Source organism: Spirulina major PCC 6313 (assembly GCF_001890765.1).
Lineage (GTDB): Bacteria > Cyanobacteriota > Cyanobacteriia > Cyanobacteriales > Spirulinaceae > Spirulina > Spirulina major.
The window spans coordinates 2,408,973-2,422,404 of sequence record NZ_KV878783.1; the positions used below are offsets into that span (position 1 = coordinate 2,408,973).

Here is a 13,432-nt window from a genome sequence, read left to right on the forward strand (position 1 = left end):
TCGCAGGATCTAAGCCTGACGTTTGGAGAATCGCTACAGTCCCATTTTGGCAATGGTCGCGGGGCCAACAATGCCATCGACGGTGAGGCCGTTGGCTTTTTGGAAGGCCGAGACGGCGGACTTGGTGTCGGGGCCGTAGATGCTGTCGATGCCAGCGGGGCCGATGCCGTATTTGAGTTCGACGAGTTTGGTTTGGACGGCTTTCACGGTGTCGCCCCGTGACCCCATCAGGAGGACAGTGCGGCCGCCGGTGTTGGCGGGGGGAGCGGCGGCGATGGGGGCGGTGTAGGGGCCGTAGACCCAGCGACCGCTAGAGAGTTGGAGCCAATCGCCTTGGATTTGGGTAACGGCTTTGAGGGGAGCGCCATCGCGGACACACATTGCCGCCGCGTATTGAATGCCGGGGCCGGTGCGGGCGTTGAGGCAGCTATTTTTTGGGGTGTTGACTTGGCGGAGGCGGTTGCCGGTGGCCATGGCGGGGGGCGTGGCTTTGCCGTAGGTGGTGTAGGGGCCGTAGACCCAGCGCCCGCTGGAAAGTTTGAGCCAGTCGCCTTTGGTTTCGATGACGGGTTTGAGGGTTGCGCCTTCGGTGACGCAGGTGGCGACGGTGTATTGAGTGCTGGGGCCGGTGCGGGCGTTGAGGCAGCGACCGCTGGGGGTGTCTACTTGGGTATGGGCGATCGCAACGGGAGCGATCGCGCTAATGGATGCCACTAAGACCCCCACCGCCAACAGCTTTAACCATGGGGCGCTCGGAGCCTTAGCCCATTCAAAAAAATCGACTTCGCTGAAATCGTATTCAATGCCGGTGTTGGCTTCATGGGAAGCATAGGAATGGGTATAAGCGAGTGCGTCCACGATGGTCTCCTTGCAATACTGAGAAAAACAATTTCTGTTTACTGTTGTACGGCAAGATTAACCCAATGGGACAGAGAATTTACAAATTTTCGTGCGATCGCTTCACGAAGAACGCAATAATCGCTCTTGACGAATCCGCTGCTGATTTTCAAAGACTTGGAGGCGATCGCCATCCACTTGATAGATAAATTGGCCATTCCGGGCTTGATAGCTCGACCCATTAAACACCGCTGGCAACCAGATCGAATGGTAAGGCTCAAGTTTCGCCTGCCCAAAATACCAAAGCTGATCGCTGATTTGACAAATTTGCACCCGAAAATTCTGGGTTTCACCGTTGATTAACGTTGTGCCGGGACAGCGATCGCTCCGGGGTGGACTAGCCGGGATGCGCCCCGCCACCAAGGCCGGTAATTGGTCTAACGGGTTCTGGGCGGTCACACTGTCAGGATAATATTCAAAATGCAAGTGGGGCCCGGTGGAATTGCCCGTGCTGCCCATCTCTGCAATGATCTGCCCCTGCTCCACCCATTGCCCGACGCTGACGGTTACTTTGCGATTGTGTCCGTACACTGTGCGGCTGCCGTCCGGGTGGCGCAGTTCCACCGCATAGCCAAGACCCCAATTATCCCACCCGGCGAGAATCACCTCCCCGGCTTGGGCGGCGAGGATGGGTGTGCCGACGGGGCCAGCAATATCAAGACCCTCATGGTAGCGGTGGAAGGGTTGGGAAATGGTGCCGGTGGTGGGCCAGATTAACCCCGTGGCGGTGCGTTGGGCCAGTTGGGCTTCGGCGGGGGGAATGAGGCGGTTCGGGTCACGGTGCGATCGCTGCATTGGCAACGAGAGGGCCATCGTCCCCACCACCACAACCCCTAAAATACTGAGCGAAAGCGATCGCACGACTTGCCCCACAACTGTCATCGCTGATTTCATCCTTTAAAACTGTACTGCATCTTTCAGCGCAGGGGTGAAGACTCAGGAGAGTTCCCCCAGTTGCCATCGGCCATAATGGAACAGATGCAGCCCTAGCGTTCTAAGGAGGATGGTTGTGATTAAGCGTTGTTTATTGTTCTTGTGGGTGGTGTTGATCTGGTGCGGTGGGGCCGTGCCGGCCTTGGCCCAGGCGGATAAATATTAGCGATGCCTTGCTTGACGGGAAACAGGTGCGCCAACTCTGTGCGATCGCCTCCGGAACCAATGGGCAAACCGGCGTAGAGACCCGCGTGTCCTTGGGATGTCGGGAATCCTAACCGCTTATAATAGAAGGCCAAGACCCCCAGCCCTCACCCCCCACGCCACAATGTTCGGTCACTACCAAAAAAGCTGTCTCCGCATTGAATTGGACGCATCCCAAGCTGCGATCGCTGCCAGTCTCCAAAACCCCGACCAGTTCCGCCGCTGGCTTTTTCCCCAACGCCTCGACCCTGACATCTCCAACCCCCTCAAAGCCGGTGCCACCTTCACCGCTTGGACAGGCCCAATCGCCATCGATCACTACGTTGATGTAGCCACGCCCCAAAGCCTCCGCCTCATCCTCAGTCGTGGCATTGATGGCTTCCACGAATGGTATTGGGGCGACGGTTGGGTACAGTCCCGCCTCGAAGGGATCTCCCTCCTCCCCATTTCCCTGGGGCAAACCGTCACCTTGATGCGCCTACGCTATTTCCTCACCCATTCTGCCACTGCTGACCCTCAACCCACAGCCCAAAAGCCCTAGCGAGCAATGATGCTGGCGGTTTCGAGATCATAGTGAACCTGATCGAGCGTGCCCGCTTGGATATGGGCGATCGCGGCTTCGATCGCCCCCAACGGCACAAAAAACCACTCTTGCGGCTGCACCGGTAACCCAAAGCGATCCATCAATTCCAGATCCAACCGCGCCGCCTCAAAAAATCGGTGGAGGAGGGCTTCGAGTTTTTTCGGGTTGATGTTGGCGAGTTGAAAGGTGGTGACGATTTCGACCGCAGCGAGGAGATAGGTGGGGTCTTTCGCGGCATGGATGATCCGTTGGTTCACATCGCCGCTGGTCATGCCGATTTTGTGGATCAGGGTGCGATGCTCTGCGATGAAGGGATGATCCGATTGACTGCGTAACACGTAGACCTGGCCGGTGTGCCGATCGGCAGGGGTGAGATTTTGGGAGGCAAAGAGGGGGCCAAAGTTGCTGACGAGTTCGGTGATGCGGCGACTGGTGCGATCGCGGTTTAAGGCCCGTTGTAGCGATCGCAATAATAGATTGCTCTCTGTGCCGTTGTCATAAATCACCCGCAATTCTGCATTGGGGCGGCCATAGTCACTGATGAAAAATTCCCCCATCGCCGCCACTAACACCATCTGCCCGTCAAGAATGAACAGATTTCCCGCCTGAATCGCTGCATTGTCTTGATATTTCAGGGTGTGACGCGCCCCGGTTTTTAACGCCTGCTTGACCTGCTGGAACAGGGGTTTAAATTGGTTGAAGTCCTCACAGGGGGTGCGCTGGGCGATTTCTTCCGCCGCTTTAATGTCTTGGCGCGAACGACGTTTGTCGCGCAAGCTACGCACATGGGTGAGTTGCGTCACATCATCCACCGCCGCCCCATTCAAACCCAATTCCGCCAGCAACGCCTGATCATCCAGTGTCGGCGGAACCTCTAGATCCGGGGTTGCCGTGAGTAACCCCCGTGAATCCAGTGGTTCCAAGAGAGTGCGGCAGTCGGCCAAGGCCCGCAGACGATCGAGACGAACCGCATAGAGACGCTCGAAAATATCGCGGTCATCACCATGCTGCGGCAACCGTCCCCGCTCCTCCACAAACCGCTCAATCTCCTCAAATCCGGCAATGATCCGCTCCTCACGGGGGGAATACTGCACCGGAGCCGGAGCCGTGAGATCAATCCCCAATTCATCGAGGAGGGCGCGATCGCTGTCTGTGGTTTGCGGCATTTTTTTAACCATCCCTGTCCTCCTTCACTTTGCGCTGTAGGAATGTGACCCCCTCAGCCATACGTCGCTCCCAGGGGTCTGCCGCCGTCAGCGCAGGCAAGCGACCCCGCTCCTGCTTAAACCGGACGGCGCGGTGAGCCAGGTCTCGCGCCTCGTCCACACTGAGGCTCAAGCGTTTAGCCGTAATCACCGCCGCAATCTGTTGGAGTCGTTCTTCGTTCATGGCTTTGGCGAGGATGGCGTAGGCTTCCCCAAAGGGATTAATGCGATCGATCAGATCCATATCGAGGTCAGTGACCGAGAGGGCAAACTGTTTCACCCCATCGATCAGGGCGGTGTTTTTCGTCGGTTCGGGGTCTTCCCTCACTCCTGACTCTTCCAGGGGCGAGGGAAAAAGATTGTAGGTTCCTCCGGTTTCGTTGAGGATGTATTTTTTGCCCTGTTGCACGAGGTTGAAGGCGGCGATCGCATGTTGGCGCACTGCCTCTTGATCCTCCGGTTCAATGGTGGGATATTTCTCCTGGATAATCTTCCCCATCCGCACTGTGGTGATTTCTTCCGGCACGAGTTCCGAATCAAACAAGCCCCGCTCAATCGAGGGTTTATCCTGCACCAAGGCCGTCGTTAGTTCGAGCAAATCTTCGGTGCAAATCCGCTGGGCTTCTGGGCTTTTCGGCATCGCGAGGCCCTTAATCTCCAGTTGCACCTGGCCCGTCTGCCGATTGATTCCCACATTACAACCCGTCGGATCATACCCCTCTGGGCCATAGTCATACCCCGCCGTGGGTTGATTGTCGGGGCGTTTGGGGCGAAATTCAAAACGGGTCGCGAGCACTTGTTCCATGAGCAAACTAGCAGCGATCGCTTTTAACATATCATTCACCGCCTCCGTCACCACCTCACTGGTCGCATCGGGTTCCGCGATCAGGTTAGAAAAGCGGGCGCGGGTCTTGCCCGGTGCGTCACGGGTGGCGCGGCCAATAATCTGGACAATTTCCGTCAAGCTCGACCGATACCCCACCGTCAGGGCATGTTCACACCAAATCCAATCAAACCCCTCTTTTGCCATCCCCAGGGCGATAATGATATCCACATGATCGCGGTTTTCTTTTTGGGTGGGGTCTTTGAGGGCCGTAACGACGCGATCGCGCTTCGTCGGGTCATCATCCACCAAGTCCGCAACCTTCAGCACCGTCCCGTCTGGGGTGCGAATCCGTTGAAACCCCGTCTCCGGATCAGTGCCTTGCCATTCCCCTAATGTGTCGAGAATATGTTCGACTTCGCGGATTTTGTCTTTCGTGCTTTCGCGGGAGTTGACATTGGGAATATGGACAATGGTTTTCTCTTTTGGGTTGAGCACCCGCATAATTTCGCTGGTATAGTTCCCCGCATAAAAGTAATAGCCGATGTCTAATTGTTTGAGGTATTGATAGCCGTTGAGTTGTTCGTAGTAGGTGTAGGTGACGGTTTCAAAGCACTTTTCATCTTCGGGGTGTAGCACCGCTTCGGCATCGCCGCGAAAATAGGAGCCGGTCATGGCGACAATGTGGGCGCGATTGCGGGTCATCACTTGGCGCACCTGTTCGCCTAATTTATTATCCGGATTGGCCGAAACATGGTGAAATTCATCGATGGCAATGAGGCGATCGTCAAAGCCTTCGATGCCGAACCGTTCCACCGCAAACCGAAAGGTGGCATGGGTACAAATTAAAATCTGATCGTCACTGTTCAGAAAGGTTTGCATGGCGTTCACTTTGCCGCCATCGGTTCCGGGCGCGTCGCAGAGATTCCACTGGGGCGCAACTATCCAATCGGCAAAAAAGCCAAAGTTTGACAGGGGTTCGTTATGAAAACTGGAGCCAATCGACTTTTCTGGCACGACGACGATCGCCTGTTTTAAGCCTTGGTTTTCCAGTTTGTCGAGGGCAATGAACATCAGGGCGCGACTTTTTCCGGAGGCGGGGGGGGATTTGATCAATAAATATTGTTCGCCGCGTTTGTTGTAGGCGCGTTCTTGCATGGGGCGCATCCCCAGTTCATTGGCTTGGGTGGATTGACCATCCTGGGCATAGGTGACGGAAATGGCGGGAACAGAGACAGGGTTGTTCATCAAAAACTCCTTGTGGAAACCCCCACCTCGCACCGCAGGTGGGGGAGGAAACAAGCGTCAGGCAGCGGGGTTAAATGCCCCACTGACTGACAATCTCTGCGGGCAACTGACCAAAATACCCGTGGCGCGATAGAGTAGCTCAACCTTGGCAGCACTAAACTGCCCAATACGCTTCCCAGTGAACTCAGAAACAGAAACTTGCCGAGTCGTATCCCCACTCACATAGCCCACCGAGACGCGACCTGCCATCTCAGCCCGCACTAGATCCCCCTTCCGGAATCCATGGCGGGTTACTGTGCCCCCATATTTGCGGCGTAGACCCTTCTGACGGGGAACCATGAGGTGCAGTTGCCTGCGACTGATGGGTGGCCGTTTAATCACCACAAATGGGGCAGATGTGAGCTTAACCTCTCCAAACCAAAGATAACCGTGACTGCGTTTCCGGTGGAAGGGACGATACTCGATGAAGTATCCACAGGCTAAAGCGATACCATCTACCGCATGGGTTTGGGGAATTTGTTCTGCTTTGTCCTGAGACTTCTTCAATCCCAGGGTAGAGCGAAGTTGAGCGGTGCCATTGCCATCCTGCTGCCACCCGTAGCGAGTGTAGACGGGGGCAATCTGCTCCATTTTCTCAATGGCGTAGGCTTGCCCCACCATGACCGGAGAGAAACCTTTCCCAGATTTTGCTCCCTTTCGACCTGAGGTTAAGTCCACGTCGGCGCGAACTTTCTCGTAGCCAATGGTGGCAATGGGGAACAGTTGGGACAACTCCTGAGCAACTCGAAACTCTAGGTCTCGGTTGGCTCGGATACTGGGGGGCACTTTCTGTTGTTTACGGTTGTTAAATCGCTTTTGGTCGATGATTTCGTAGCTGGAAGGGTAACTCTCGATTAATCCGCCGACTGCGGCGAGAACGCCGTAGCATTCTGCGATGATCCATCCGTTCACGCACCCTGGGGTAGGGGAGTTCTAGGTGGGACTGGAATAATGTCGCTTGAGCGGATTGAACGGCAATCCCTGAATAGAGTTTGCCGGGATCGACCCCGACCACGATGGGCTGGGTATTGCGACCCGATGGCTCCGCTTTCAGGCGCACTGCCTTGATCCGTAGATTGGTTTTCACCCATTGGGCCTTGCCCTGCGCTACCCACCGTTGAGCGCGACTACTCTTAGTGGGCATGGCAGGAGTACCATCAGGGTTTTGGACTGGGATGCGTGCATGGGAAGATAATTCCAAAACTATAGGTCTCTTCAGCCAGTGAGTACGGTGTTTCTGGGCTGAACCCACTCCCTGAGATTCCAGGGCCTTACAAATAATCCGATTTAGAGAAGCAACCGGAAGTGTTGCCGTACTAACCTTGGTGGCCTATTCGCAGCTACGACCGGGTTATCTCCGGTCACTCCCCCACCTCGGCGGATGCCAGGTGGGGGTCATTGAATATCGGACATGACAGCACAGGTTAGCTTAAACTTGAGTGCTTCATTAAAATCTTCTTCAAAAATGAGAGATTCAATCAGTTCACTCAAAAGATCTTTAGAAACTTTTCCTTCTGCTATCCATACCGTAATATTTTCCATTTCTAGAATAAATTTGCCAATCAAAAATTGATAACCATTGATTTCCAAGAAATACGCACCCAAAGCAATGCTAGAGCGTTTATTGCCATCAACAAAGGCATGAAATTTATTGATGGCAAAACACAAATGAGTCAGTTTATCTTTGATTTCAGGTAAGCATTCAGGTCATGAGGATTTGACTGTAAGCACTGCTCAGTATGGGTTTCAGCTATTTTGAGCTATTTTGTTATTCTCAATAAACAAGGCTGTAACCCCTAGTCTTGCGTAATTATTGAGAATGAACTGTTAGTTTAGAACTCACCTCGATTTTGAAAGCCTTGCTGTGACTGCGTTTCAAGTACCTGAATCCTTACGATTTCAGGATAGTAGCAATCGTTTTGAATGTGGTCTAAAGCACTTTCTAGTAGTCCTAGATTGTTGACTCCAGGAAATCCCTCTGATTTTTCGATAATCCAATCATGGAGCTTAATCGCATAGTGAATATCAAAGTAAAAAATGGTTGTCATTCTTTACCGATCCTTCAAGCGTTTAAACACAGCCAATAGGGTTGGATCAGCAAGTTGTTCTTCTAAAGAATGGCTGGCCTCACCTAAAAACTTATCAAAGTCACTCTCTGGAACACTTTGAACATAGGCTTCTAATTTTTGGTGGAGTGCATCCCGAAACCCTAAATCCCGACTCGCCATTTTGACACGCGCATCTTCAATAATGGGTTTAAGATAGGGATTATCTTCTGATGCAGAAAAAATTGTATCTACTTCTACTTTAGTTAGTTTTCTACCTTGTTTTTCAGATGCAGTTTTCATTTCTGCGGCTAAACCATTTTCAAGACTAGCAATAGCTTTAAGAACTTCCGCATACATTGTTTCACGAGGGCTATCTTTTTTGCTTAAGTTCAAGATTTGTTTATATTCTTGTGCTTGTTCTCGAAAAACAATCTGATAGATTCTATTGGTATAAATACCATATTTAAAGTTGCCCAGGTCGAGATAATGATCGAGGGCATCGGTAAAGGTTTTACGATAGTTAAATTCTTGATAGGCAGCCGGGACATAGTTGCAATCTCTCTGGTTGATATATTTAGTGTGTCCGCCTGTCCGTTCAGCGATCGCATCAATGACGATATCGAGAATGCGCGATCGGATGGCACGGGCGAGATCGCTCTCGACGAGAACCATCGCGAGGTTGAGGGTGGCGCGAAAGGTGAACACGCCTAACACCGTGGTTTTGGTACCGTAATCAGTTACGTTACCATCAGTTAAAGCCTTGAATTCTCGTAATTTTCGACCCCGCAAGACGGTGTAGCCGTTGGCTCGCAATTCATCGCTGTGGCTGGCTAGGTATTTTTCGATCGTGCTCTCACTAATGCCGAAAATTTCTACCAATTGTTGTTTGGTAAAGAGTAATTCACCATCATAATAGGTTCCCCCTAAGCCTAGGTGTTCTTCGATTTTTTCAAGGGCGTAACGGTTGTTTAAGATGTTTTGGCGTTCGAGGGGAGATGAGGTTAAGTCTTTGGTCATCATTGACAATCTTTTTTGAAGTTAGGCGTGAAGGGTTAACTCGATTGAATGGTTTCTGGAGAAAAGTCAATACCGCGATACACTTGTTCAATGGGGAAGTTCAAGTTTACAGATTGCAATTCGACTGTTTCTCCAGCTCGATAGTTAATGATTTCCCAGCGTCCATTTTCTGTTTTACGATAAAGATCGATCGCAATTTCTTTGGAACTGACTAAGACATAATCTTGTAATTGGGGATTCTGGCGATAGCGAAAGAATTTGTTGCCACGGTCATAGGCTTCTGTACTGTCGGATAAAACTTCAACGATTAGACAAGGATAGGTAATATATTGAGTTGTGGTTTTATCTCTTGGATCGCAGCTAACGCTCACATCGGGGTAGGTATAGTCATTCGTTTCAACAATTTTCACCCGACAGTCGGAGTTAAAGACCTCGCAGCTACGATTAGATAAGTGATTATCTAGCAAAGCACCAAATTTTAAGGCAATGCGGCTATGGTTTCGGGTTCCGCCACTCATGGCGTAGATTTCGCCATTGATGTACTCGTGGCGCTCTAATTGCTGTTCTTCCCAAGCAAAGTATTCTGTGGGGGTTAATTTTAGGGAGTGGCTCGGAACGGTAAACATGATCCTATTCTCCAATGATCTGTTTTGATTTTAGCATTCGGTTTTTTGTCAAAGGGGATATTTTGCTATACATCTCGAAGGGTTTTGGGGGGCGATCGCTCTCGTTTTTGAATTTGCGACTTGTTATTCTCCTGCTAGGGCGATCGCCTGCGCCATCAAGATAGGACTAATGCGTAAGCCCACTTGACATAAGTTGTCTAAATCCTGCTTTACAGATGGAATATATCCTCTTTGTTTAGCTAGTACGATGATAGCCAAAGTACCACGAACGGGAATGTTTAAGATTTTAGCGGCTTTCCGTGCGGCTAGATCATCAATAATCGCCTCATAATTAGGGCGCTGAATTGCCCAAGATAAAACTTGACTTTCACCTAAACCTAAATCCCAATTAGCAATTTTTGGATCAATTACTGGTGCAGGTTGAATAAATGCTTTGCCAGATTTTTCAATCCAATTAGCAGCGCTATCAGTGTAGCCTCCTAAACTAATTTCATCAGCGACACCTTGAGGAATAATGACTTGATCACAGAGTTGGTTGAGCAAATCAATGCGATCTATTTTGGTTAGACTGATAATCGGTGAGGCATTGACGACCCAATATTTAGCCACGGTTAATTTCCTCGTTGAGTTCTTCTGGGGTAGTTTGGAAGGGGGATACTTTAAATTGATCGAGGGTTTGCAGGAAAGATTGACGGCTGATGCCTGCTATTTCAGCAGCTTTGGATTGAGAGATCATGCCGATTTCATACCATTTGACGATGGCTGCAAGTAACATTGCTTGGGCAAATTCATCGGGGGTGCTACGAAGGGTAGAGAAGGCACTTTCGGGTAAGTTGATTTGAATTTGAATCATTGGTTTGATGAATAAGTTGTTATTGATATTATGATTTTGTTTTGCGTTGGGTGGATTTTTTGGTAGATGGTTGTTTGGCGGTCATTTTGCTATACATCTCGAAGGGTTTTGGGGGGCGATCGCTGTCGTTTTTGAATTTGCGATCGCTTTGATAGGGAGAGGATTTACCAAAATTGATCTATTTCATAGGAGCTAAACACATTGTCAGCACTGAGGATGACTAAACCTCGATCGATCAAAAGGATCGCGATGATGGAGGGGTAGCGTTAAATAGTAATCTAAATCACACTGTTCAATTGATAAAACTTCTACATTAAGTTGGGTTAGTAATTGATAAATCTCTTTGATTGTGTAGCCAATTTTTAATTTTCCGATATTGATTTTAATGACAATTTCCCACAAACTAACAACACTTACAGAAAGGTTAATGCTATCGTCCGTCAGTATACTTTTTACCCGATCGCTCAATCTTGAATCGTCTTCAATAAACCAGAGAAGCGTATGGGTATCAATTAAAAAGTCTGGCACTACATATACTCCGCTAATTCTTCTAATGGTGCATCAAAGTCATCTGCCATCCAGAGTTTACCTTGCCAAATACCGAGGGCTTCTGTGCGACGCATGATTTGCTTGGGTTGTTGATATTTAGCGAGGAGTTGATCGATGAATTGTAAGGCTTCTTGCTGTGCTGATTCTGGTAATTGCTGAAGTCGTTGGAGAATAATCTGTTCCATAGGGCTACCTCTTGCTGAAAGCACCATACTTATTCTAACCCGATCGCTTTGTGGTTTTGCGTTGGGTGGATTTTTGGGTGGATGGTTGTTTACTGGTCATTTGGGTGTACATCTCGAAGAGTTTTTCGAGGCGTTCGGTGTCGTTTTTGAAGCGACGACCGATGTAGATGCGTTCGATGATTTCGTCGTTTTGGTCGTGGGTGCGGCGAATTTCGGGATAGTCTTTGTCCATGCGTTTGGGGTCGTACATTTCGGCGATGGTGGCGGGGAAGTAATGTTCACGGGCGAGGAGGATGTTTTCGGCGGCGCGGGTGAGGTCTTTTTTGTTTTGGGTGGTGAGGGTGGGAACAGGAAAGGTATTCCAGCCGAGGGTATTGGAGTAACGATAACGGGTTTCAAGTTTGCCGCAAACGGTCGCAATCCAAACCAAATGCAACCGCGACGCAATTAACGCCATGTTCCACAACGGCGCATCGTAAAGCGCGAATGCACTATCTGCTACTATCGTGCCAACTTCACACAGTGTAAATGGTAAAAATTCACGATTTTCTGAACTATGTCTTGGTATCACGACAGGAGATTCGATTCCTTTTTGACGAACTTCTTGAAAACGATGTGACCATTTTGCCGCCGATTTAGTTGCTAACTTGGAGCTTTTTTCTCGAAAACTTTTGACTTTTTCTATACGTCTAAAAATAGGAAAAATATTAGCAGCTTCTTCGAGTTCTTCATCTTTAATCCATAAACAATATCTTAAAGATCCATCTATTGCATCATTCGATCCGACAAAGCGACGTATAAAAGATTTTTTGATATTGCTTTCATGAGAGACTTCTTTGTACTCTTCAGTAGATAATATTAATCCACCAGAATCTGTGGGCTTATTCCCATAATCCATGGATGCCAATTTACTCAATGAGTACGAATTTTTATTGATAATGATGTTAGCACCTGAAACTAAATAAGCATTTATGTTTTCAGTTTCTTTTGCAATTGTTTGATTTTTGTCATTCACTGAAAATAGATAACGAACCTTGTTGGCGTTTCTAGAAATCCCCACAATTACAACTGTTACGCCTGCGTTATGACTCGCTAAATTTGCCCACTTGAATGATGTATGCGCGAAATTAATTTCGTGTTTTGTTTCAAAAATTAACGGCCACAAAATCGGGACTTGTTGACCCTGACAAATCGAATTTGTAGACACAAACGCCGCTGCTGCTTGGGTTTGCGTGCCATAATCCGCCGCCTTCATAAACCAACCCGATACATAATCAAGCGACTTCCATTTTTTAGTTCGCCCCTCAAAAATGGCTTTTAAATCTGACTTTTGCTCCTTGGATTGCCACGTCGAACCTAAATAGGGTGGATTGCCACAAATGTAGGTTTCCCCCCCCATATTCTCAAAATCCATTTCTGTTTGATCGTAGGTTTCCCCCCACAGATCCAAACCCTCATAAAGAACCCTCACCCCCGTCCCCGTTGGCGGACATAACTCCAACCAATTCAACCGCAACGCATTCCCACAAGTCACCCAATTCTCACTCTTTAACGGCAAAAACTCTAACAACGCCAAATAAGCACCCCGATACAACACATTGCATTGATACTCCGCAATAATCAACGCCAACCGCGCAATCTCACAGGAAAAATGCCGAATCTCAATTCCCCGAAAATTCGTTAGAGGAATCTCAGAAGCGCGAACCGCCTCCCCCCGCCGCAGATTAATTTCCGCCTCGATCGCCCGCATCTCCTTATAGGCAATCACCAAAAAATTCCCCGAACCACACGCCGGATCAAACACCCGAATCTTCGATAACCGCTTCCGCAGATTTAACAACTTGCGGGCATTGTCCCCCGCCGCCGCCAATTGAGCGCGAAGATCATCCAAAAATAATGGATTTAAGACCTTGAGGATATTCGGCACACTCGTGTAGTGCATCCCCAACGCACCCCGCTCCTCCTCGTCCGCGATCGCCTGAATCATCGAGCCGAAAATATCCGGGTTAATCTTCGTCCAATCCAGACCGCCCACATGGATGAGGTGCGATCGCGCCATCTTGCTAAAACGAGGAATGCCCTCACCTAGCGAATTACTTATGATCCCCCCCAGCTCCCCTTGAAACGGGGGGAGAATTTTCTTCTTCCCCCTTTTTAAGGGGGATTGAGGGGGATCTATACCCTGAAGCGCAGACAGAGATTCTTGTCCCCCCTTGGGAGAA

13 protein-coding genes and 2 pseudogenes are annotated in these 13,432 nt (G+C 49.7%); 1 reads left to right on the forward strand and 14 read right to left on the reverse strand.

Features of this window, described 5'->3' with window-relative positions; translation table 11 throughout:
- Positions 1-33: 33 nt before the first annotated feature.
- Positions 34-858, reverse strand: a complete 825-nt coding sequence (locus tag SPI6313_RS24760) for a peptidoglycan-binding protein (RefSeq protein ID WP_072620958.1) — start codon at positions 856-858, stop codon at positions 34-36.
- A 102-nt stretch (positions 859-960) separates the two neighbouring features.
- Positions 961-1,779: a M23 family metallopeptidase gene (locus SPI6313_RS10520; protein ID WP_072623089.1), complete on the reverse strand. Its 819-nt coding sequence runs from the start codon at positions 1,777-1,779 to the stop codon at positions 961-963.
- Positions 1,780-2,158: 379 nt separating this feature from the next.
- Here SPI6313_RS10520 and SPI6313_RS10525 point away from each other — a divergent pair, with 379 nt between their 5' ends.
- Complete coding sequence (locus SPI6313_RS10525; protein ID WP_072620959.1) at positions 2,159-2,575, forward strand: hypothetical protein; 417 nt, start codon at positions 2,159-2,161, stop codon at positions 2,573-2,575.
- On the opposite strand, the gene SPI6313_RS10530 is transcribed toward SPI6313_RS10525, so the two are convergent.
- The 12 genes and pseudogenes from SPI6313_RS10530 to SPI6313_RS10585 form a co-directional block, all read right to left on the reverse strand.
- On the reverse strand, positions 2,572-3,795 hold the full coding sequence (locus SPI6313_RS10530) for a GIY-YIG nuclease family protein (protein ID WP_072620960.1): 1,224 nt from the start codon (positions 3,793-3,795) through the stop codon (positions 2,572-2,574). The genes SPI6313_RS10525 and SPI6313_RS10530 overlap by 4 nt on opposite strands.
- Complete coding sequence (locus SPI6313_RS10535; RefSeq protein ID WP_072620961.1) at positions 3,788-5,893, reverse strand: DEAD/DEAH box helicase; 2,106 nt, start codon at positions 5,891-5,893, stop codon at positions 3,788-3,790. The genes SPI6313_RS10530 and SPI6313_RS10535 overlap by 8 nt, the downstream gene beginning before the upstream one ends.
- Positions 5,894-5,950: 57 nt before the next feature.
- A pseudogene (locus SPI6313_RS10540) lies at positions 5,951-7,076 on the reverse strand (RRXRR domain-containing protein).
- 251 nt (positions 7,077-7,327) lie between these two features.
- Positions 7,328-7,621 carry a Fic family protein gene (locus SPI6313_RS10545; RefSeq protein ID WP_139276612.1) on the reverse strand — a complete coding sequence of 98 codons (294 nt, stop codon included), beginning with the start codon at positions 7,619-7,621 and terminating at the stop codon, positions 7,328-7,330.
- A 143-nt stretch (positions 7,622-7,764) separates the two neighbouring features.
- Positions 7,765-7,980, reverse strand: a complete 216-nt coding sequence (locus SPI6313_RS10550) for a hypothetical protein (RefSeq protein WP_072620963.1) — start codon at positions 7,978-7,980, stop codon at positions 7,765-7,767.
- A gap of 3 nt (positions 7,981-7,983) precedes the next feature.
- Entirely contained in the window at positions 7,984-8,997 is a 1,014-nt protein-coding gene (locus SPI6313_RS10555; RefSeq protein WP_072620964.1) for a DNA-binding protein, read from the reverse strand.
- 35 nt (positions 8,998-9,032) lie between these two features.
- Entirely contained in the window at positions 9,033-9,623 is a 591-nt protein-coding gene (locus SPI6313_RS10560) for a Uma2 family endonuclease (protein ID WP_072620965.1), read from the reverse strand.
- Positions 9,624-9,746: 123 nt separating this feature from the next.
- Positions 9,747-10,232, reverse strand: coding sequence for a PIN domain-containing protein (locus SPI6313_RS10565; RefSeq protein ID WP_072620966.1), 486 nt, complete (start codon positions 10,230-10,232; stop codon positions 9,747-9,749).
- On the reverse strand, positions 10,225-10,476 hold the full coding sequence (locus SPI6313_RS10570; RefSeq protein ID WP_072620967.1) for a UPF0175 family protein: 252 nt from the start codon (positions 10,474-10,476) through the stop codon (positions 10,225-10,227). Before SPI6313_RS10570 ends, SPI6313_RS10565 begins: the two co-directional genes overlap by 8 nt.
- A 204-nt stretch (positions 10,477-10,680) precedes the next feature.
- Positions 10,681-11,004 carry a type II toxin-antitoxin system VapC family toxin gene (locus SPI6313_RS10575; RefSeq protein WP_175551118.1) on the reverse strand — a complete coding sequence of 108 codons (324 nt, stop codon included), beginning with the start codon at positions 11,002-11,004 and terminating at the stop codon, positions 10,681-10,683.
- A complete protein-coding gene (gene vapB / locus SPI6313_RS10580; RefSeq protein WP_072620968.1) occupies positions 11,004-11,210 on the reverse strand; it encodes a type II toxin-antitoxin system VapB family antitoxin in 207 nt (68 codons plus the stop codon). Before vapB ends, SPI6313_RS10575 begins: the two co-directional genes overlap by 1 nt.
- A 34-nt stretch (positions 11,211-11,244) precedes the next feature.
- Positions 11,245-13,296, reverse strand: a pseudogene (locus tag SPI6313_RS10585) (class I SAM-dependent DNA methyltransferase); the annotation flags it as partial.
- Positions 13,297-13,432 lie beyond the last annotated feature (136 nt).